At 74.8% G+C, this 20,232-nt stretch carries 16 protein-coding genes; 5 read left to right on the top strand and 11 right to left on the bottom strand.

What is annotated here, in order from left to right; genetic code table 11:
- The first annotated feature begins 21 nt into the window (after positions 1-21).
- The gene (locus D7318_RS14805) at positions 22-1,488 is read left to right on the top strand and encodes a zinc-dependent metalloprotease (protein WP_120697544.1); all 1,467 of its coding nucleotides are present in this window, start codon (positions 22-24) and stop codon (positions 1,486-1,488) included.
- The gene (locus tag D7318_RS14800) at positions 1,485-2,045 is read left to right on the top strand and encodes an NUDIX hydrolase (RefSeq protein WP_120697542.1); all 561 of its coding nucleotides are present in this window, start codon (positions 1,485-1,487) and stop codon (positions 2,043-2,045) included. The genes D7318_RS14805 and D7318_RS14800 overlap by 4 nt, the downstream gene beginning before the upstream one ends.
- Here D7318_RS14800 and D7318_RS14795 read toward each other — a convergent pair.
- From D7318_RS14795 to D7318_RS14780, 4 genes are all read right to left on the bottom strand, one after another.
- Entirely contained in the window at positions 2,014-2,763 is a 750-nt protein-coding gene (locus D7318_RS14795) for an AIM24 family protein (protein WP_120697540.1), read from the bottom strand. The two genes, D7318_RS14800 and D7318_RS14795, sit on opposite strands and share 32 nt — an antisense overlap.
- Before the next feature lie 15 nt (positions 2,764-2,778).
- Complete coding sequence (locus D7318_RS14790) at positions 2,779-3,468, bottom strand: AIM24 family protein (RefSeq protein ID WP_120697538.1); 690 nt, start codon at positions 3,466-3,468, stop codon at positions 2,779-2,781.
- 12 nt (positions 3,469-3,480) lie between these two features.
- A complete protein-coding gene (locus D7318_RS14785) occupies positions 3,481-5,181 on the bottom strand; it encodes a TerD family protein (RefSeq protein WP_120697536.1) in 1,701 nt (566 codons plus the stop codon).
- Between the two features lie 117 nt (positions 5,182-5,298).
- On the bottom strand, positions 5,299-5,901 hold the full coding sequence (locus D7318_RS14780; protein ID WP_120697535.1) for a M48 metallopeptidase family protein: 603 nt from the start codon (positions 5,899-5,901) through the stop codon (positions 5,299-5,301).
- 186 nt (positions 5,902-6,087) lie between these two features.
- Here D7318_RS14780 and D7318_RS14775 point away from each other — a divergent pair, with 186 nt between their 5' ends.
- Positions 6,088-7,167: a ThiF family adenylyltransferase gene (locus D7318_RS14775; RefSeq protein WP_120697533.1), complete on the top strand. Its 1,080-nt coding sequence runs from the start codon at positions 6,088-6,090 to the stop codon at positions 7,165-7,167.
- Between the two features lie 62 nt (positions 7,168-7,229).
- Positions 7,230-8,666: an ABC1 kinase family protein gene (locus D7318_RS14770; protein ID WP_120697531.1), complete on the top strand. Its 1,437-nt coding sequence runs from the start codon at positions 7,230-7,232 to the stop codon at positions 8,664-8,666.
- Between the two features lie 40 nt (positions 8,667-8,706).
- Here D7318_RS14770 and D7318_RS14765 read toward each other — a convergent pair whose 3' ends face one another.
- The 4 genes from D7318_RS14765 to D7318_RS14750 form a co-directional block, all read right to left on the bottom strand.
- On the bottom strand, positions 8,707-9,027 hold the full coding sequence (locus D7318_RS14765; RefSeq protein ID WP_120697529.1) for a hypothetical protein: 321 nt from the start codon (positions 9,025-9,027) through the stop codon (positions 8,707-8,709).
- A complete protein-coding gene (locus D7318_RS14760; RefSeq protein ID WP_113688648.1) occupies positions 9,024-9,374 on the bottom strand; it encodes a WhiB family transcriptional regulator in 351 nt (116 codons plus the stop codon). Before D7318_RS14760 ends, D7318_RS14765 begins: the two co-directional genes overlap by 4 nt.
- A gap of 126 nt (positions 9,375-9,500) precedes the next feature.
- Positions 9,501-9,821: a hypothetical protein gene (locus D7318_RS14755; RefSeq protein ID WP_120697527.1), complete on the bottom strand. Its 321-nt coding sequence runs from the start codon at positions 9,819-9,821 to the stop codon at positions 9,501-9,503.
- Between the two features lie 159 nt (positions 9,822-9,980).
- On the bottom strand, positions 9,981-12,215 hold the full coding sequence (locus tag D7318_RS14750; protein ID WP_329604578.1) for an ATP-dependent DNA helicase UvrD2: 2,235 nt from the start codon (positions 12,213-12,215) through the stop codon (positions 9,981-9,983).
- 137 nt (positions 12,216-12,352) lie between these two features.
- Between D7318_RS14750 and D7318_RS14745 the strand changes: the two genes are divergently transcribed.
- Complete coding sequence (locus D7318_RS14745; protein ID WP_120697523.1) at positions 12,353-12,610, top strand: glutaredoxin family protein; 258 nt, start codon at positions 12,353-12,355, stop codon at positions 12,608-12,610.
- 18 nt (positions 12,611-12,628) lie between these two features.
- Here D7318_RS14745 and nudC read toward each other — a convergent pair whose 3' ends face one another.
- From nudC to D7318_RS14730, 3 genes are all read right to left on the bottom strand, one after another.
- Positions 12,629-13,567, bottom strand: coding sequence for an NAD(+) diphosphatase (gene nudC / locus D7318_RS14740; protein WP_120697522.1), 939 nt, complete (start codon positions 13,565-13,567; stop codon positions 12,629-12,631).
- 9 nt (positions 13,568-13,576) lie between these two features.
- Positions 13,577-16,843 carry an ATP-dependent DNA helicase gene (locus tag D7318_RS14735; protein WP_120697520.1) on the bottom strand — a complete coding sequence of 1,089 codons (3,267 nt, stop codon included), beginning with the start codon at positions 16,841-16,843 and terminating at the stop codon, positions 13,577-13,579.
- A 100-nt stretch (positions 16,844-16,943) separates the two neighbouring features.
- Complete coding sequence (locus tag D7318_RS14730; RefSeq protein WP_120697519.1) at positions 16,944-20,213, bottom strand: ATP-dependent helicase; 3,270 nt, start codon at positions 20,211-20,213, stop codon at positions 16,944-16,946.
- Between the last annotated feature and the right edge of the window lie 19 nt (positions 20,214-20,232).

Genomic DNA, 20,232 nt, shown 5'->3' with positions numbered 1-20,232 from the left:
GACACAGACCCGAGGATTCCCGTGAGTGACATTCCATTCGGATTCGGCCTCCCGGAGGAGCCGGACGACGGCGAATCCGGCAAGAAGAAGAGGGGCGAAGGCGGGCAGGGACCGGCCGACAATCCGCTGGCCGCCATGTTCGGCTTCGGCCCGGGCGGCGGGCCCGGCGGCGGGATGAACCCCCAGGACCTGGGGGCGGCGTTCCAGCAGCTCGGGCAGATGCTGTCGTACGAGGGCGGCCCGGTGAACTGGGACCTGGCCAAGAGCGTCGCCCGGCAGACCGTGGCCCGGGGCGGCCCCGACGAGTCGAAGGACCGGAGCGTCGGCGCGCACGACAGGGGCCAGGTCGAGGAGTCCCTGCGCCTGGCGGACCTGTGGCTCGACGACGTGACGACCCTGCCGTCAGGCGCGGCCACGACGGCGGCGTGGAGCAGGGCGGAGTGGGTCGAGGCGACGCTGCCGGTGTGGCGCGAGCTGGTCGACCCCGTGGCGGAGCGGGTCGGCGCGGCCATGGGGAATGTCCTGCCCGAGGAGATGCAGGCCATGGCGGGCCCGCTGCTCGGGATGATGCGCTCGATGGGCGGGGCCATGTTCGGCACGCAGATCGGGCAGGCCGTGGGCGTGCTGGCCGGCGAGGTGGTGGGCTCGACGGACATCGGGCTGCCGCTCGGCCCCGCGGGCAAGGCCGCGCTCCTCCCGCAGAACGTCCTGGCGTTCGGCGAGGGCCTCGGCGTCCCCGCGGACGAGGTGCGCCTCTACCTGGCGCTGCGCGAGGCGGCGCACCAGCGGCTGTTCAGCCACGTGCCGTGGCTGCGCTCGCACCTGTTCGGCGCGGTCGACGGGTACGCCAGGGGCATCCAGGTGGACACGGCCAAGCTGGAGGACCTGGTCGGGCAGCTCGACCCGACGCGGCCCGAGGAGCTTCAGGAGAAGCTTCAGCAGGGGCTGTTCCAGCCGGAGGACACGCCGCAGCAGAAGGCGGCGCTCGCCCGGCTCGAGACGGCGCTCGCGCTGGTCGAGGGCTGGGTGGACGCGGTGGTGCACGCGGCGGCGGCGCCGCACCTGCCGTCGGCGGGCGCGCTGCGCGAGACGCTGCGGCGGCGCCGGGCGTCGGGCGGTCCGGCGGAGCAGACGTTCGCGACGCTGATCGGCCTGGAGCTGCGGCCGAGGCGGCTGCGGGACGCGGCGCGCCTGTGGGCGTCGCTGACGCACGCCAAGGGCGGGCAGGCGCGCGACGCGCTGTGGTCGCACCCGGACATGCTGCCGACCGCGGAGGATCTGGACGACCCTGACGGCTTCGTGCACCGCGAGCAGCTGGACTTCTCCGAGCTCGACGCGATGCTCGGCGACGCGGCCGGGGGCGCCCCCGGCGGCGAGGACGGCGGCGCGTCGGGGCCGCGGCTCGACAAGCCCGGCGACGGCAAGAGCGGCGGCGAGGACGGCAACGACGGCAAGGGCGGCAACGGCAAGGGCGAAGGCCGGGCGTGAGCCTGCACGCGGACGCGGCCCGGGTGCTCGACGCCTGGTCGCCGCCCGACGAGGCGCAGGAAGCCCTGCGGAAGGAGTACGCCGCCCACCTGGCGGCGCACGCCGACGGCATGTGGAAGGCGTGCGCCGCCGGGCACCTGACGGCGAGCGCGCTGGTCGTGGACCCCGTGGGCGGGCGGGCGTTGCTCACGCTGCACCGGAAGCTGGGCATGTGGCTCCAGACCGGCGGGCACTGCGAGCCCGGCGATGCCACGCTGGCGGGCGCCGCGCTGCGCGAGGCGACCGAGGAGTCGGGCATCGAGGGGCTGCGGCTGCTGCCCGGGCCCGTGACGCTCGACCGCCACCGCACGCCGTGCGCGGTGCACATGGATGTGCAGTATGTGGCCGTCGCCCCGCCCGGGGCGACGGAGCGGCGGAGCGAGGAGTCGCTCGACCTGCGCTGGTTCGCCTACGACGAGGTCGCCGGAGTCGCCGACGCGTCGGTGGTGCGCCTCCTCGGACGAGGCGCGGCGTCGGCGCGGCGTTTCAGCGAGGGCCCCAGGCGCCTCCCTGGTTGAGGCCGGGGCCCTGGCCCTGGCGGAGCGGAAGCTGCTCGCCGTGCGACGTGTGCTGCGGCGGCAGCAGCTCGCTCGGCTGCACGACCACATGTCCTTCGCCCATGAAGCTCAGCTCCCAGCCCTCCCCCGTGTTCCCCCGGCGGCGCCAGATCGGCCTGCTGCTGGTCTGGGCCTGCATCTGCACCCGCAGCGACGACGACCACGCCACCACGGCGTCCGCGTCGGCGCTGCAATAGCGGTCGGGGGTGACGCGCATGGCCAGGGGCTGGCCCGAGGTGGTGATGGCGACCTTGCCCTGGCCCGAGATCACGAGGTTGTACGCGCCGACGCCAGGGATGCCGTACTGGCTCTCCACCGAGACGACGTCCCAGTGCAGATGGGCGTCCATGGCCAGGACGTACGAGCTGTCGACGGTGAGGCCCTCGTGGTCGACGTCGAGGACGTGGACGTGCTGCGCCAGGTTCGCGAAGTACACCTGGCCCTGGCCCGAGCAGCGCATGAGGGGCAGCACCTCACCGGCGAACTGCTGCATGTGCTGCTGCCCCGGCGACTGGTACTCCCCGTCGAACTCGACCATGCCCTCGAACGCGACCATGCTGCCCGCGCGGGCCACCACGTCGTCGCCGTGACCCAGGCTGACCTTGAGCATCTGGGAGCCCTGGAGGGCGAAACGCTCCTGGGACGGGGTCACGGTGTGGTTGAAGATCGGGCTCTGCATCGTGAGACTCCCCCGTCAGTTCTGCTGCTGTGCGTTGAGCCGGTCGGTGCTGTCCTCGCTGGGCTGGACGACGACGAAGCCCTGTCCCGAGAAGGCCAGCTGGAACGCCTCGCCGCTGCCCCTGCCGATGAGCGAGGACGCCTTGAAGCTGCGCTTCCCCTTCATCTCCAGGCCACTTGACCAGGCGACGAGCGCGTCGGGGTCCACACAGACCTCGCCCGACCTGCCGCAGTCCACCACCACGGGGATGCCACGGCTGGTGATGGCGACCCAACCGGTGCCTGAGATGCCCAGGTTGAACAGGCCCTGCCCCGCGAACTTGGCGATGCCCTTCACCCGCTGCACGCCCCACTCCAGATGGGCGTCGAACGCGAGGACGTTGGTGGCGTTGACCGACAGGCTCTCGTTCTGGAGGGGGACGCACACGACCTCGGCGCCGTAGTCCGCGAGATAGAGCAGCCCGTCGCCCGTGCACTTCATCAGGGGCACGCTCTCGCCCGTGAGCCGCCCGGCGAACGCCTGGCGCAGGGCCGTGGGGTTCGACTCGTACTGGATGTACCCCTCGTACGCCACCATCGAGCCTGACCTGGCGAACAGGTCGTTCCCGGACTGCATGGCGACCCTGGCCATGGTGGAGCCATGGTTCTCCATGCGGGCGGTCGGGGCGGCGGTGGGCGCGAAGCCCGCGGTCATCCGCTGATCCATCACGGGCTCCCGTCAGATCTCGTAGGGCTGGACGATGGCGAAGCTCCCCGGTGCCCCGCGGAACTGGAGCTGTGTGGCCTCCCCGCTGTGCCCGGGGAACGCCTGGCGGCGCACCCGCACCTGATTGGCCACCAGGACCTGCGCGGCGGCGGACCAGGCGATCACGGCGTTGGCGTCGGCGAACGTCATCGGGGTGACGGGCAGGACCAGCGGCTCGCCCTGCGTCGTGACCACCAGCGTGCCGTGCCCGGAGAACTGGAGGGCGAACAGCGAGCCGCCCGGCAGCCCGTGCCCGTCGATGCGGCGCACCTCGTACTCGAGGGACTCGTCGAACGCGAGCACGTGCTGCGAGGCCACGCAGATCGCGTCGCCCTGCAACTCGACGGGGTGCAGGCGGCTTGCCTCCTCGGCGAGATACACCTGCCCGTCGCCGGTGCAGCGCATCATCGAGGGAAGGCCCTCACCCGTGGCCCATGTGGTGGCGCGGCGCATGAGGCCGCCGCCCTTGAAGCCGAAGTCGATGTCGCCCTGGTACAGCACCATGCTGCCCTGCCTGGCCATCACCGGCTGGCCGTCGATGCCCAGGTCGGCGCGGACCAGCTGGGGGTTCTGGAGGGCCCAGCGGCGCCGTTCGTCGCTGCCCCGGTACTTGTCGAGCGCGCCCATGACGCCGCCCGCGGCGCCCGCGCCCGCCGGGGCGCCCATGGCGGGCATGGGCGCGGTCGGGCCCGCGCCGTAGCCGCCGCCCTGCCCGGGGGGCGGGAACCCGCCCTGGCCCGGGGGGAATCCTGGCTGTCCCGGCGGGGGGTAGCCGCCCTGCCCTGGCGGTGGGAACGCGCCCGGCTGCGGCGGCCCAGGGGCCGGGGCCATGGGCGGGGCGCCGAAGCCCTGGCCCGGCTGGACGGGGAAGCCACCGCCGCCGCCCGGCGGGACGGGGGCGCCCGGCGGGGGCGCGTATCCGCCGCCGGGCGCGGGGGGCGCGGGGGCAGCCGGGGGCGGCGTGAACGAGGGCGCGGGCTGGGGCGTCGGTGCGGGTGGGGGCGCGGGCTGAGGGATGGGCGCCGGGGCGGGCGCGGCCTGGGGCGGCGCCGCCGCGCCGGGCGGCGGGGCGAAGCCCGGGGCCGCGGGCGGGCCGCCGCCGGGCGGCGCGAATCCAGGAGCGGCCGCGGGGGCCGGCGGCTCCTCCTCGGCGACCTCGCCGCCGAAGTGCCGCAGCAGCGCGGCGAGTCCGCCGTCGAAGCCCTGGCCGACGGCGGCGAAGCGCCAGCCGTCCTTGCGGTAGAAGTCGCCGAGCATCACGGCCCGCTCGGTGGTGAACTCCGAGCCGTCGAAGGCGTAACGGGCCACCTCGTCGCCGCCCGCGACGATCCGCAGATAGCCGGGGCCGACCTGGGCCATCGTGCCGTCGCCGTCGATGCTCGCGGTGAACGCCAGCCGGTCGATGCTCGCGGGCACGGAGTCGAGGGTCACGCGGAACGACTCGGTGTCACCGGCCTGGGCGCCGAGCAGCTGAAGGGACTCCTCGGGCGACTTGGGCTGGTTGTAGAAGATGAAGTACCGGTCGTCCGACAGCTGTTCGGCCTGGTCGAGCCCGAAGCAGCTGATGTCGAAGACCAGTCCGGGACCCGCTATCTGCACCCCCACGTACAGATCGGTACCGAGCGTCAGGTCGCTGAGGCGGGCCTTCCGGCCCCGCTGGAAGTGCGTCACCATACGTAACGTCCGTCCCCCATCCGATAAGACATTCATTCGGCGGTGGCCAGACTAGCCGCTCCCGCGGACAGCGCGGAGGGTGACGGTGGCGGTGGGGGGCGCGGGCTCGGCCCGCGGTCATTCCGCGCGGAGCCAGGGGACGTAGGGCAGGCGCTCGGCGGCCACCACGCCCTCGAGGAAGCCCCGGGCCCGCTCGGTGCGCGGATAGCGCTCGAGCAGCTCCCAGAAGCCCGGGCCGTGCCCGGGAACCAGCAGGTGGGCCAGCTCGTGGAGCAGCACGTAGTCGATGACGTACTCGGGCATGCCCTGGAGGCGGTGGGAGAGGCGGATGCTGCCGAGGGCGGGCGTGCAGGAGCCCCAGCGGGCGTTCTGGTTCGTGACCCAGCGCACGCTGTCCGGTCGCGCGCGCCCCTGGAGATAACGCTCCGAGAGCTCGGCGGCCCGGTGGGCCAGGGCGTCGTCCCCGATGATCCGCCGGTCCTCTTGGGCGGCGAGCTTGTCCAGCATCACGGAGACCCAGCGCCGCTCCTCGTCCGCCGTCATGCGGGCCGGGATCAGCACGATGGTGCGATCGCCCTCGCGATAGGCGGAAACGGTGCGCCTGCGGCGGGCGCTTCGACGCACCTCGACGCGCTCCTCCCGCTCCCCGTCCAGCACCGGTCGGCCCGCCGGGTGAATGCGCTGCGGCGGGCCGGCGCTGTTCAGCGGATCGGCGGGCACACCTCGACGTTACCCGCTGTGAGCCTGATATGTCCCGCCCGTCCTGCGCCGGAGGGCGGGAGCGGGCGGCACGGAGCGAGGTACGGGCGCACAACATCCGTGCACAACGCCCTATTTGTAGGATTATCTCGGCTTCCTGTGGAAAACATCACACGCGTCGCCTCTGTCCGGCCTCATGATGACTCCATGCATCCGATGATCAAGCCTTCGTTGCGGCGCGGTTGGCGCGACCGGCAGACCGTGCGGTACGGCGTGACGCCCGCGCACTCCGTGCTGCTCGGCCCGGTGGACAGCGCCACCCAGAGCTTTCTCGCCCTGCTCGACGGGACCCGCGCGCTGCCCGCGCTGCGGGACGCCGCCACGACGCTCGGCCTGGGGCGGGGCGCGGCGGACCGGCTGGCCGAGCGGCTCGCCGCGGCCGGGGTGCTCGACGACGCCACGGCCGACCGGGAGGCCGCGGCCCAGGTCACCGACGGGCTCAGGCCCGATCTGGCCTCGCTCTCCCTGCTCCATCCCCGGCCCGGCGCGGGGCTCGCCGCGCTGGTCGGCCGCCGCGGGATGCGGGTGCAGGTGCGCGGCGCGGGCCGGGTCGGCACCGCGGTCGCGACGGCGCTGTCCCAGGCGGGCGTCGGGACGGTGGAGGTCGTGGACGGCGGCCGGGTCGAGCCGGAGGACACCGCGCCCGGCGGGCTGCGCGCCGAGCACGTCGGCCGACGGCGGGCCGCCGCCGCGAGGAGCCTGGTCAGGGCCGTGGTGCCCTGGCGGCGCGGGGGCGCGGGCGGGGCGGGCGGGGCGGCGAAGGGCGGCGGCACCCGGCTGGTGATCCTGGCGCCCAGGGACGGCCTGGCCGCCTATGCCCCCGACCCGGCGGCGGCCGAGGAGTTGATCACGGCGGGGGTGCCCCATCTGTACACGGGGGTGGTGGAGGCGACGGGCTTCGTCGGGCCGCTCGTGCTGCCGGGGGCGAGCGCGTGCGCGGGCTGCCTGCTGCGGCGGCGGGCCGCGCGCGAGCCGTGCTGGCCGCTGCTCGTGGCCCAGTGGCGGAACGCCCGATGGCCCGGCGTCCCCGCGTGCGACGGGCCGCTCGCCACCGCAGTGGCCGGTCTCGCCGCCTGCGCCGCGCTCGGCTTCCTCGACGGCTCGGTCCCGCCGTCCGCGAGCACCCGCACCGAGCTGGCGCTGCCCCGTCTCTCGGCCACCACGGAGACGATCGAGCCCCACCAGGAGTGTTCCTGTGGAGCGGCCAGGTCCACCCGGCCTCCGTAGCGGGCCCCGGGGTCCACAATGAACGGGTAGGGACGCGCTGTAGGGGAGTTGGAGGGGACGCCATGTCTGATCTACCCCGCAAGGCGGTGACCAGGACGGCCAAGCTGGCGACGTTGCCGCTGAGCTTCGCGGGCCGGGCCACCTGGGGCCTGGGCAAGCGCATCGGTGGACGCTCCGCCGAGCTGGTGGGCAGCGAGTTGCAGCAGCGCACCGCCGAGCAGCTCTTCTCGGTGCTCGGGGAGCTCAAGGGCGGCGCGATGAAGGTGGGGCAGGCGCTCTCGGTGTTCGAGTCGGCGCTGCCCGAGGCCCTGGCCGGGCCCTACCGTGCGGCGCTGACCAAGCTCCAGGACGCGGCACCCCCGCTGCCCACCGCGTCGGTGCGGGCCGCGCTGGCCGAGCGGCTCGGGGACGACTGGCGCGACCTCTTCACCGAGTTCGACGAGAAGCCCGCGGCGGCTGCCTCGATCGGGCAGGTGCACCGGGCGGTGTGGCACGACGGGCGCGAGGTCGCCGTCAAGATCCAGTACCCGGGCGCGGGCGAGGCGCTGCTCTCCGACCTGACCCAGCTGGGCCGGTTCGCGCGGCTGCTCGGCCCGTTGATACCCGGGATGGACATCAAGCCGCTGATCGAGGAGCTGCGGGAGCGGGTCTCCGAGGAGCTGGACTACGCCCTTGAGGCGGAGGCCCAGCGGACGTACGCGGCGGCCTTCGCCGGGGACCCCGACGTGGTGGTGCCCGACGTCGTGCGCCAGAGCGACCAGGTGCTGATCACCGAGTGGCTCGAGGGGGTGCCGCTGTCCCGGGTCATCGGCGACGGCACCCGGGAGGAGCGGGACCGGGCGGGCCAGCTGCTGGCCAGGTTCCTCTTCTCCGGCACGGCGCGCACCGGGCTGCTGCACGCCGACGCCCACCCGGGGAACTTCAGGTTGGTGCCCGTCGAGGGTCGGCCCGTGGTCGAGTGGCGCCTCGGCGTCATGGACTTCGGCGCGGTGAGCCGCCTGCCCGAGGGCCTGCCGCCGGTCATCGGCAGGGCGCTGCGGATGACGCTCGACGGGCGCGCCGACGAGGTGTACGCGCACCTGTGCGCCGAGGGCTTCGTACGGCCCGACATCGCTCTCGACCCGGTGGCCGTCATGGACTATCTGCGGCCGATCATCGAGCCGGCGGCCGTGGAGGAGTTCGCCTTCAGCAGGGAGTGGCTGCGGGAGCAGGCGGGCCGGATCGCCGATCCCCGGTCGGCGGCCCACCAGTTGGGGCGCCAGCTGAACCTTCCGCCGTCCTATCTGCTGATCCACCGCGTCACGCTGAGCACCATCGGGGTGCTGTGCCAGCTCGGGGCGACGGTGCGGATGCGGGACGAGTTGGCGGCGGGGCTCCCCGGCTTCGCCGACGACGAGCCGCCGGACGAGCCGTTCGACGACGAGCCGTTCGACGACGAGCCGTTCGACGATGAGGGGTTCGGCGACGAGCCATTGGAGAACGAGGCCGGGCGGGCCTGAGGGCCGAGGGTTCTCGGCGATCGGGCCCGCCCGGCGGGACTCAGCGGATGACCGCCTGCGCCAGGGCGCGACGGGCGCGCCGCGAGGCGCGCTCCGCCCGCTCCTGGAGCCGACGGGACCTGCGCTGGAGCCGTGCGGCCCGGGCGACGTGCCCGGCCACGCGTTGGGATTCGGCTTCCCTGACGCGCTCCGCCATATGGGAGCGCGCCAAGGCTTCTGGGATGAGTTGCAACTTCCTGGTCCTGTTCAGCTTCTGACGCGGCCGCCCGGCCGTCGTCGGTTCGTTCATCGTCGGTGTCGTGTCGAGATCGCGCACCGGCCCATGGGGCGCGGGGCGGCCGATGGTGCCGGTCGTGCTCATGCCGTGACCGGGTTCTTGCGGGGACGGCCACGCGGCCTCTTCCGCGGGACCACCACGCCCTGGACGAACAGCTCGCCACCCCACACGCCCCAGGGCTCACGACGGTCCTTGGCACCGGCCAGGCAGGCGGCGCGCAGCGGGCAGGTGCCGCACAGCGACTTGGCGTACTCGACGTCCTCGGGGGTCTCGGCGAAGAACACCTCGGGGTCGTACGAGCGGCAGGGCACGCCGTCGTCGAGCCTCTCGATGGCCTCGTCCAGCTCGTTGAGGGTGTACAGCGGGGTCACAGAAGTCTCCGGATCGGGGGGTGAGTTCAGGTCGGGTCGGGCGTACGGCGCGAGTGGCATGGTCTGGTCCTCGTGTCGTTGAGTTGTCGGTCTGCCCGGCTGGTGGCCGGGAGGGGGAAAACAGAAGGGCCGCGGATCCCGGTGTGGGTTCCGCGGCCCTGGAAGGTGCCGACCTGATCTCGCCGATCAGGCTGGATCACTCCAGGGATCGAGCCCGCGGAGGGCCCACATCGTGTGAAGCTGGGTCTTCTGCTGTCCGAAGATCTGGTGCCGGGCGCCGGAGACATCGGCGGTCGTCGCATAGGCACCGACACGTGCCTCTGCCGCGACTACCGCTGCCGCGGGCGCCGGAATCGGTCGCTCGCTCAGCGCGGCGCGCGAGCCGGCTGCTGCCGCGCGCGCGACCGCGGCACCGGACACACCGGTGCCGGACAGGCGAGAACCACCGGGCACGCACAGGCGGACAGAGTCCTGGCCCACCAGTGTTTTGATGGTCGGATTGGCCATGGGACTCGCCTCCTTCGCGGCGTCTCGGTGGGCCGGGCGTGGATGCCCGATGAACTCAACTGCCCAGATGAACTCAGTACAGCATGGCTCCGGGGGAAGGGGAACCCTCCCCCGACGTCATGCAGAGCACGCTATGCGGATGTCTCCGGCGCGCGCAAACTATTTTTCGGCGGATTCCTCAGAAGTTTCCTCGGGGGCCTGCGGCAGGGGCTCACCGGCGCACAGCGCCAGCACATCGGGCCCGAACTGTCGCAGCTTGTGGGCCCCGACGCCCGAGATCCGGGACAGCTCACCCTCGCTACCAGGCACGGTCTCGGCGATCGCCATGAGCGTGACATCGGTGAAGACGGCGTACGCCGGCCTGCCCAACTCCCGCGCGCGGTCGAGCCGCCACTCGCGCAGCCGCTCGTACAGCTCCTCGTCCATCGACGAGGGGCAGTCCTCGCAGCGCCGCAACTTGACCTCGGTCGCCTCCGTCAACGTCTTGTCGCACACCCGGCACTTGACCGGCCCGCGTGGCTTGCGCCCGCGCGACCCGGAGCCCCGCTCCACGCCCCCCGCGCCGCCCTGGCCCCCGCGCGCGCCCGCCGCGCCGGAACCGGGCCGCAGCCCGTCGAGGAAACGCGTGGGCCGCCGCGTCGCCCGCCCTCCGGGCGAGCGCGCCACCGCCCAGGACAGCGTGAGCCGCAGCCGCGCCCGCGTGACCCCCACATACAGCAGCCGCCGCTCCTCCTCGACCTGCTCGGGCGTCTTGGCGTGGGTGATCGGCATCATCCCGTCGGTCAGCCCGACCAGGAACACCGCGTCCCACTCCAGGCCCTTGGCCGCGTGCAACGACGCCAGCGTCACGCCCTCCACGGTCGGCGCGTGCTGCGCCGCGGCCCGCTCGTCCAGCTCGGCCACGAACTCGCGCAGCCCCGCGTCGGGCCTGGCCCGCCCGAAGTCCTCCGCGAGCGTCACCAGCGAGCGCAACGACTCCCAACGGTCCCGCACGGCCCCCGAGCCCGCGGGTGGCTCGGGCGTCCAGCCGGTGGTGGCGAGCACCGCGCCCACCTGCCCGGCGAGCCCGTCGGCGTCGTCGAGCGCCTCGTCGTTCCCCCCCGCGCGCGCGGCGCCCCGCAGCGCCAGGCCCGCCTGGCGGATCTCGGGCCGGTCGAAGAACCGCTCGGCGCCCCGCAGCTGGTAGGGGACGCCCGCGTCGGCCAGCGCCTGCTCGTAGATCTCGGACTGGGCGTTCACCCGGAACAGCACGGCGATCTCGCTGGCCGGGATGCCCGCGCCGCCCTCGGCGACCGGCGCGATCAGCTCCCTGATCCGCTTCGCCGTGGCCTCCGCCTCCGCCGGCTCGTCCGGGTGCTCGGCGAAGACCGGCTCGGGCCCCGGCTGCCGCTGCGAGATCAGCTCGAGGCGGTGCTCGGCCGCGCGGCCGCGGGCCTGCCCGAGCAGCCCGTTCGCCAGGTGGACCACCTGGGGCGTGGAGCGGTAGTCCCGCACGAGCTTGACCATCGTCGCGTGCGGGTGGCGGGTCCTGAAGTCCAGCAGGTGATCGGGGGTGGCGCCGGTGAAGGAGTAGATCGTCTGGCTGGCGTCGCCCACGACGCACAGGCTGTCCCGCTCCCCCAGCCACTGCTGGAGCAGCCGCTGCTGGAGCGGGCTGACGTCCTGGTACTCGTCGACGGTGAAGTGCTGGTACTGGCCGCGGACCACCTCGGCGATGTCGGGCCGGTCGGCGAGGATGCCGACCGTCAGCAACAGCACGTCCTCGAAGTCGATCGCGCCCCTGTCCCGCTTCAGCTGCTCATAGGTGGCGTAGATCCTGGCCGTCTCGGCCGGGTCGCGCGGCGGCTCGCGGTCCGACTTGGCCACGACCGCCGGATAGTCCTCGGGCACGGTCTGGGTGACCTTGGCCCACTCGATCTCGGAGATCACGTCCCGCAGCTCGGGCCGCTCGAGGCGCAGCCTGCCGCGCGCCGCCGCCTCCGCGACCAGCGCGACCTTGCGCTCCATCAGCCGCGGCGGCTCCCCGCCGACCGCCTTGGGCCAGAAGTACTGGAGCTGCCGGAGCGCCGCCGCGTGGAACGTCCGCGTCTGCACCCCGCCCGCGCCCAACTGCCGCAGCCGCCCCCGCATCTCCCCCGCCGCCCGCGCGGTGAACGTCACGGCGAGCACCGTCGACGGCTGGAAGACCCCGGCCCGCACGCCGTACGCGATGCGGTGGGTGATCGCCCGCGTCTTGCCTGTGCCCGCCCCGGCGAGCACGCACACCGGTCCCTGGAGCGTGGTCGCCACGGCGCGCTGCTCGGGGTCGAGCCCCTCGAGCACGGCGTCGGCCGAGTCCGGCACCCGGGGAAACGGATCCTGGGGGAAAGGGGAGGCGTGCGTTGCTGATGTCACCCGGCCATGCTGCCAGGTTCGGCGGGGAGCGTGGGGTGGTTGTCCACAGCCCCCAGGAATTACTCATACCGCCCCGCGCGTTCTCCTTGCGCGTGCGACAACCGCCGCCGCGCAACACACCGAAGGAGCGGGAGACGATGTCCGGCACCGTGACGATGTACAGCACCACGTGGTGCGGCTACTGCCGTCGGCTCAAGAGCCAGCTGGAGCGCGAGGGCATCGCGTTCACCGAGATCAACATCGAGGAGGACCCGGACGCGGTCGCCCTGGTCGAGAAGGCCAACGACGGCAACCGTACCGTTCCGACCCTTGTCGTCGTCCCCGGTGGCGGCGGCCCCGAGGTGACCATGACCAACCCGTCCCTCGCCGAGGTCAAGCAGGCCCTCGCCGCCTGAACGTGCCCCCACCGGGGCTCACCAGGGCGCGGACACCAGCGGCTTGCCGTACCAGCGCGCCACGAGCCGGGCGGCGATGGAGACCCCCGACGGGGCAAGCACCTCGCCGGACTCCATCGCCGCCCGCAGCTCCTCGCGCGAGAACCAGCGCGCCTGCTCGATCTCGTCGCCGTCCACGACCGGCTCGGACGAGGCCGCGTGCGCCACGAACCCCAGCATCAGGCTCGAGGGGAAGGGCCACGGCTGGGAGGCGATGTACTCGACCTCCTCCACCACGACGCCGACCTCCTCTGCCACCTCGCGGACCACGGCCTGCTCTATCGACTCCCCCGGCTCCACGAAGCCCGCGAGCGTCGAGAAGCGCCCCTTGGGCCAGTGCAGCTGCCGCCCGAGCAGCGCCCGGTCCTCCTCGTCGACCACCAGCATGATCACGGCGGGGTCGGTCCGCGGATAGTGCTCGGCGCCGCACGCCTGGCAGCGCCTGATGTGCCCCGCGGCCGCGATCACCGTCCGCTCGCCGCAGCGGGAGCAGAAGCGGTGGAGGCGCTGCCAGTTCTCCAGGGCGACGGCGTGCACCAGCAGCTCGTTGTCCCGCTCGGACAGCAGGGGCGCGGCCTCCCGCAGCCCCGCGGGCCTGGCCGCCTCGTCCATGCGCCCCGGCAGGGCGTCCTTCTGGAGGGCGAAGTACCGCACGCCGTCGGCGTCCGCGCCCAGGAAGTACCGGTGGGCCTCGGTGAGCGGCGCGTCGAACGACGGCATCAGCACCAGCTCGGTCCTGCCGTCGGCCGTCTCCTCGATCAGCGCCTGGCCGCCCGACACCACGAACACCCGGGTGGAGGGGTGGCTCCAGGCCGCGCCCAGCCACGCCTCGTCGAGACGGTATCCGGCGCAGCGGTCGATGCCACCGGTGCCGGTGAGAGGGATCGGCTGGACCGCGTCGTCCGGGGTGGTGCGCATACCAAAAGCCTAACCGGGGTCGTTGGGCTCCCAGGACTCCTCCCCCAGGAGCAGCCGCTCGAGCCCGCGCCGCCCCGGCAGCACGGTCGGCCGCACCAGCTCGCCGCTGCGGACGTAGAGGAACGCGGCCGACACGGCGGACAGCGGCAGCTCGTGCCGCTCCGCCCACGCCAGCCGGTAGATCGCCAGCTGGAGCGGGTCGGCGTCCTGGCGGCGGGCCGTCTTCCAGTCGATGATCTCGAAGCCCCCGCGCGCCGTCCGGTAGACCGCGTCGATGCGGCCCCTGATGACGCGCCCCGCCAGCTGGATCTGGAACGGCGCCTCGATCCGGTAGGGCCTGCGTGCGGCGTAGGGCGTGCGGGAGAACGCCTCCTTCAACGCCGTGAGCTCCCGCTCGTCGCGGATCTCGGCCTCCTCGTCGGGGTCGCCCCCCGGCAGCTCGTCGGGGCCGAGCATCGGCAGCGCCAGCGTCTCGAACCTGGACTCCACCCACGCGTGGAACCGCGTCCCCCGCCGCGCCGCGGGCTGCGGCGGGCGCGGCATCGGCCTGGCCAGGTCGCGCGCGAACCCCTCGGGGTCGGCCGCGAGCCGCTGCACCTGCGACGCGGACAGCGAGAGCGGCAGCCCGACGTCCCGCACCACGGCCCGCGACTGCCGCAACTCCCCGGCCAGCGCGGCCAGGTCCCGGTCCCATGACTCCACGGCCCGCCGCTCCTCGGGAGTCAGCCCGTCCGCGGCGCCCGCGTCCCGCGGCCCCGGCACCCCGCGCAGCCGCGCCAGCACCGCGTCGGCCGCCGCGCGCCGCCGGGCCAGCGCCGCCGGGTCGAGCGGCAGCGGCCACGCCTCCTCGCGCGCGGGCCCGGCGAGCGCGGGGTTCTCCGCGTCCTCGGGCGGCGGGTCCGCCCAGTGCTCCACCTCGCCGTGCGCCGGATCGCGGTCACAGTGGGCGCGCAGCGCGGCCAGGAACGCCGATGGCCCGCGCCGCCTCTTCTGGCTCGGACCCCACCAGTGCCCGGAGCCGAGCAGCAGCGACCGCGGCCTGGTGAACGTGACATAGCCGAGCCGCAGCTCCTCGAGCTCCAGGTGCTCGGCCGTCGCCGCCACATACTCCTTGTGACCCGCGCTCGTCCACTCCGGCGGCTCGGGCAGCGTTCCGGCGTCGCCGCGCAGCGGGTGCGGCAGGGCGCGGGGGTGCCGCAGCCACGAGTCGCGCGACGGCTTGGCGGGGAACGCCCCCGCGCACAGCCCCGGCACGGCGACGACGTCCCACTCCAGGCCCTTGGCCTTGTGCGCCGTGAGCACCTTCACGGTGTCCTCCGCGCCGGGCAGCGAGCTGTCGAGGCCCTTGTCGTACTGCGCGGCGGCCCGCAGGAACGCGAGGAACGCGGGCAGCGTCGCCTCCCCGTCCACCGCCGTGCCGCTGCGCCCCGCCGCGAACCCCGCGGCCACGTCGAGGAACGCGCCCAGCGTCTCCCTGCGCCGCGCCGCGAGCGCGCGCGGGGACGCGGACAGCTCGACCTCGAGGCCCGTGGCGGACAGCACGCGGTGCAGCACGTCCATCAGCGGATCGCCGAGCGCGCGCCGCAGCTCCCGGATCTCGGCGGCCAGATGGGCGAAACGCACGCGCGCGTCCGGCGAGAACGGCAGCCCGTCGGCGGGCTCCCCCGCGCCCTCGACGAACGTGTCGAGCGCGTCGGCGAGCGACGTGACCTCCGCCGGGTCGGTGCCCTCGACCGCCGCCGCGAGCCGCGCGTCCTCGCCAGCGCCCTCACCCGAGCCACCGTCCGAGCCGTCGCCCCCGGCCCGCCGCACCAGCACCCTGGCGCGCCGCCCGAGCAGCGCCAGGTCGCGCGGCCCGATCCGCCAGCGGGGGCCCGTGAGCAGCCGGACGAGGGAGGCGTTGGCCGTGGGGTCGGCCAGCACCTCGCACACCGCGACGAGGTCGGCGACCTCGGGCAGGTGCACCAGGCCCGAGAGCCCGACCACCTCGACGGGCACGTCGCGGGCCACCAGCGCGCCCTGGATCTCCGCGAAGTCGCCCGCCGTGCGGCACAGCACCGCGATCTCGCGCGGCGGCGTCCCGGTCCGCGTCAGGTGCGCGATCGAGTCGGCGAGCCACTCCAGCTCATCGGCGTGCGTGGGCAGCAGCGCGCACCGCACGCGCCCGGCCAGCTCGGCGCCGTCGGCGGGCCGCAGCGGAACGACCGCGGGGTGGCGCGCGCGCAGCGGCGCGGCCAGGTCGTTGGCCAGCGCGAGCAGCCGCCCGCCGCTGCGGCGGTTCTCGCTGAGGCTGTCGCGGCGCGCGGGGGTGCCGTCGCGGTGCGGGAAGTGGTCGGGGAAGTCGTCGAGGTTGGCCACGGACGCGCCGCGCCAGCCGTAGATCGCCTGGCACGGGTCGCCGACCGCGGTGACGGCGTGCCCTGTGCCGCCGCCGAACAGCCCGGCGAGCAGGATCCGTTGGGCCACGGACGTGTCCTGGTACTCGTCGAGGAGCACCACGGAGAACGCCTCCCGCATCGCCCGGCCCACCTCGGGCACGTCGCGGGCGAGGGTCGCGGCGAGCGCGATCTGGTCGCCGAAGTCCAGCAGGTCGCGGGCGCGCTTGCGCCCGCGGTACTCCTCGACCATGTCGAGCAGCCGCCCGCGCCCCGCGGCGGCCTCGGGGACGCGGCGCAGGTCGGCGTTGGTCAGCTCGGCCCCCGCCAGCTCGGCCAGCAGCCCGGCGTCGTACGCGCGCAGCGCCTCGGGGGCCACCAGATGCTCCGACAGCTCGGCGTCGAGCGCGACGAGATCGGTGACCAGCGCGGTGAACGTCGCGGCGGGCGGGTCGAACTCGGCGGGCGCCGACCGCAGCACCTCGGCGGCCAGCTGGAACCGCCCTGCGTCGGCCAGCAGCCGCGAGGCGGGCTCGACGCCGAGCCGCAGCCCGTGCTCGGCCAACAGCCGCCCCGCGAACGCGTGGTAGGTGGACACCTGGGGCTCGCCGTCCTCCGCGGTCTCGACGCCCGCGCCCGCGAGGGCGGCGCGGATCCGCTCGGCCAGCTCGCCCGCCGCCTTGTTGGTGAAGGTGAGGCCGAGCACCTGCCCAGGGGAGACCTGGCCGGTGGCGGTGAGCCACACGACGCGCGCGGCCATCACCGTGGTCTTGCCCGAGCCCGCCCCCGCGACGATGGCCTGGGGCGCGGGCGGCGCGGTGACACAGGCCAGCTGCTCCTCGGTGAACGGGATCCCCAGCAGCTCCCTGAGCTGTTCGGGGCGGCTGAGTCGGACGGGCACCCGAGTGAGCCTAACCCCCGCCTCCGACAGTCCCGTTCCGGCCGAGGGTCGACGCCACTCCGCCGACGCCACTCCGCCGACGCCGCTCGGTCGTCGCCGCTCAGTCGACGACGTGGCGGCCCTCGGGGCGCGCGCCGCACGCGCCGCGGAAGGAGCACGAGCCGCAGTGCTGGCCCGAGTGCGGGGTGAAGCGCTCGTCGAGGACGCGCCCCGCAGCGTTGGCCAGCAGGTCCCCGACCCAGTCACCGCCCGCGTCGCCGTTCCCCTCGCGCCCCAGCGGCTCCTGACGCTGCACCGTGGGGAGCGCGTCGCCGCCCTCGCGCGCCGGTGCGCCCTGCCTGAGGTGCACGAGCGCGGCGCCCGCCGGGTCCCCCGCGCCCGGGACCTCGCCGTGCCGCAGCGCGAGCTGGTAGACGGCGAGCTGGGGGTGGCGTTCCACCTCGCGGCGGGTCGGGCGGGTGCGGCCCGTCTTGAAGTCGACGACATACGCGCGGCCTTCGGCGTCCCGCTCGACCCGGTCGAGCACCCCGCGGATGCGGACGCTGTGCGGCCCCGCGTCGAGGGTGACGTCGAACTCGGCCTCGCTGGCGACCGGTTCGCGCCCGTCGGCGCGTTGGAGCACATGCCAGCGCAGGAAGCGCTCCAGGGCCGCGCGCGCCTCGGCCTGCTCCCTGCGCGACTGCCAGGGCGCCTCGAACGCGAGCGAGTCCCACACCGTGTCGAGGCGCTCCATGAGCACGGACAGGTCGGCGGGCGTGGTGCCGGACGCGACCTCGTCGGCGAGGACGTGCAGAACGTTGCCGAAGCCCTGCGCGGTGGTGGCGGGCGCGTCGGCGTGCACCTCGCGGCCCAGGAACCACTGGAGCGAGCACGTGTTGACGAGCTGGTCGAGCGCGCTGCCCGACAGCGCGACGGGCGCCTCGGGGTCGCGCACGGGCGCGGCGGAACGGGTCGGCTCGCGCAGCCCCCACCAGCGCTCGGGGTGGGCGGCGGGCGCCAGGGCGTGGCCCTCGTCGTCGGTGAGCGCGGCCAGCTCGGCGAGGCGCTCGGCGGCGGCGCGGCGCAGCGCGGGTGAGGCGTCGGGGTCCACGGTGGTGGCGCGCAGCTCGGCGATGAGCGCGGCGAGCGCGAGCGGGCGGCGCGGGCGGCCGCTCACCTCCTCGGGCTCGACGCCGAGCTCGCGCAGGAAACGCGACGGCTGGTCACCGTCGTCGGCGCCGCGCACGGCCGTGACGACCAGGTGGTCCCTGGCGCGGGTGGCGGCCACGTAGAACAGCCGCCGCTCCTCGGCGAGCAGCGCGGCCTGGCTCAGCGGCTCGGCGAGACCGTCGCGGCCGATGCGGTCGGCCTCGAGGAGCGAGCCGCGGCGCCGCAGGTCGGGCCAGAGCCCCTCCTGCACCCCGGCGACCACGACGAGGGACCACTCGAGGCCCTTGGAGCGATGGGCCGTCATGAGCCGCACCGCCTCGGGGCGCACGGCGCGCGGCGCGAGCGTGTCGGCGGCGATGTCGTGCGCCTCGAGCTCCGCCAGGAAGTTGCGCGCCCCTCGCCCTCCGGTGCGCTCCTCGGCGCGCGCCGCCGCGTCGAACAGCGCGCACATCGCGTCGAGGTCGCGGTCGGCGTTGCGCCCCGCGGCTCCCCCGCGCCGTGCGGCCCGTTCGAGCCGCCCGGGCCACGGCGTGCCGTCCCACAGCAGCCACAGCGCCTCCTCGGCGCTGCCGCCGCCCGCCAGCAGCTCGCGGGCCTTGCGCAGCAGCGTCCCAAGGCGCTGCGCGCCCCCCGCGTACGCCGGGTCGTGGGTGACCAGCCGCTCGGGCTCGGCCAGCGCCCTGGCGATCAGCTCGTCGGAGGGGCGCGGGGTGGCGACGCCCGCGGCGCGCTCCTCGTTGCGCAGGGCGCGGCCGAGGCGGCGCAGGTCGGCGGCGTCCATGCCACCGAGCGGGGACGTCAGCAGCTTGAGCGCGTCCTCGGGAGCGAGCGCGGCGCCCTCGTCGGGGCCTGGCCCGGCGACCGCGCGCAACGCCATCAGCAGCGGGGCGACCGCGGGCTCCTGACGCAGGGGCAGGTCGTCGCCGTCCACCTCGAGGGGCACACCCGCCGCCGTGAGCGCCCGGCGCACGACCGGGATGGACCGCGCGCCGGCGCGCACCAGGACGGCCATGTCGCCCCATGGCACGCCGTCCTCGAGATGGGCGCGGCGCAGCAGATCCGCGATGTTGTCGAGCTCGGCGCCCGGCGTGGGATACGTCCGCACCTCGACGCGCCCGCCGTCCCGTTCGGCCGTCAGCGCCCGGTGCCCGCGCACCGCGTCGGCGGGCAGCCTGGACAGCGGCATGCGCTGGGCGAGCAGGCGCGTGGCGGCGAGCAGCGCGGCCCCGCTGCGCCTGCCGGTGCGCAGCACCGCGACGGGCGCCGGGTCGCCCGCGCGGGTGCGGAACGCGTCGGGGAAGCCGAGGATCCCGTTCACGTCGCCGCCCCTGAAGGCGTAGATCGCCTGGTCGGGGTCGCCGAACACCACCAGGTCGCGCCCGCCGCCGGCCAGCGCCCGCAGGAGCGCGACCTGCGCCGGGTCGGTGTCCTGGTACTCGTCGACGAACACCGCGTCGTACCGCGCCCTGACCGCCGCCGCGACGCCCGGGTCATCGGCGAGCCGCGCCGCGCCGCGCACCAGCTCGGTGTAGTCGAGCACGCCCTGGGCCTCGGTGACATCCAGGTACTCGGCGAGGAAGTGGGCCGCCGCCTCCCAGTCGGGCCGCCCGGTGCGGCGGGCGAACCCGGCCAGCGTGTCGGGCTCGAGGCCGATCTCGCGGCTGCGCGCGAGCACCGCGCGCAGCTCGTCGGCGAAGCCCCTGGTGGTCAGGCAGGCGCGCAGCTCGTCCGGCCACTCGACGCCCGAGCCCGAGGCCCCGGGGTCGCGGTGGCCCGCGAGCAGCTCGCGCAGATAGAGGTCCTGCTCGGGCCCCGAGAGCAGCCGCAGCGGCTCGGCGAACAGGTCGCGGTCCTGATGTGCCCGTACGAACGCGTAGGCGAAGGAGTGAAACGTGGTCGCCTGCGGGGAGGCTCCTCCCAGGCGCGCGGTCAGCCGGTCCCTCAGCTCGGCGGCCGCCTTCCTGCTGAACGTCAGCACCAGGACGCGCTCGGGGTCCGTGCCGTCCGTCACCCGGCGGGCCACGGCCTCCACCAGCGTGGTCGTCTTCCCCGTGCCGGGGCCCGCGAGCACGAGCAGCGGCCCGCCCCGGTGGTCAACCACCTGGCGCTGGCTCGCGTCCACAGCTACAACCCGTGCGTCGCCGACCGGGGCGCGCACCAGTCGGTACGCTCCCGGGGCGGGCGGCCGGTCAGTGAAGGGGACGGAGAGGCTCACGTGCATCGCGCATTCTCGGGGACGT

Source organism: Streptomyces radicis, assembly GCF_003626575.1.
GTDB classification, from domain to species: domain Bacteria; phylum Actinomycetota; class Actinomycetes; order Streptomycetales; family Streptomycetaceae; genus Streptomyces; species Streptomyces radicis.
This window is presented reverse-complemented; position numbering and strand designations above follow the sequence as displayed.

Excerpts from the sequence above, each read along its gene's own strand:
- D7318_RS14795 (WP_120697540.1), bottom strand. The coding sequence starts at position 2,763 with ATGCAGAGCCCGATCTTCAACCACACCGTGACCCCGTCCCAGGAGCGT.
- D7318_RS14790 (WP_120697538.1), bottom strand. The coding sequence starts at position 3,468 with ATGGATCAGCGGATGACCGCGGGCTTCGCGCCCACCGCCGCCCCGACC.
- D7318_RS14785 (WP_120697536.1), bottom strand. The coding sequence starts at position 5,181 with ATGGTGACGCACTTCCAGCGGGGCCGGAAGGCCCGCCTCAGCGACCTG.
- D7318_RS14775 (WP_120697533.1), top strand. The coding sequence starts at position 6,088 with ATGCATCCGATGATCAAGCCTTCGTTGCGGCGCGGTTGGCGCGACCGG.
- D7318_RS14770 (WP_120697531.1), top strand. The coding sequence starts at position 7,230 with ATGTCTGATCTACCCCGCAAGGCGGTGACCAGGACGGCCAAGCTGGCG.
- D7318_RS14765 (WP_120697529.1), bottom strand. The coding sequence starts at position 9,027 with ATGAGCACGACCGGCACCATCGGCCGCCCCGCGCCCCATGGGCCGGTG.
- D7318_RS14760 (WP_113688648.1), bottom strand. The coding sequence starts at position 9,374 with ATGCCACTCGCGCCGTACGCCCGACCCGACCTGAACTCACCCCCCGAT.
- D7318_RS14755 (WP_120697527.1), bottom strand. The coding sequence starts at position 9,821 with ATGGCCAATCCGACCATCAAAACACTGGTGGGCCAGGACTCTGTCCGC.
- D7318_RS14745 (WP_120697523.1), top strand. The coding sequence starts at position 12,353 with ATGTCCGGCACCGTGACGATGTACAGCACCACGTGGTGCGGCTACTGC.
- nudC (WP_120697522.1), bottom strand. The coding sequence starts at position 13,567 with ATGCGCACCACCCCGGACGACGCGGTCCAGCCGATCCCTCTCACCGGC.
- D7318_RS14730 (WP_120697519.1), bottom strand. The coding sequence starts at position 20,213 with ATGCACGTGAGCCTCTCCGTCCCCTTCACTGACCGGCCGCCCGCCCCG.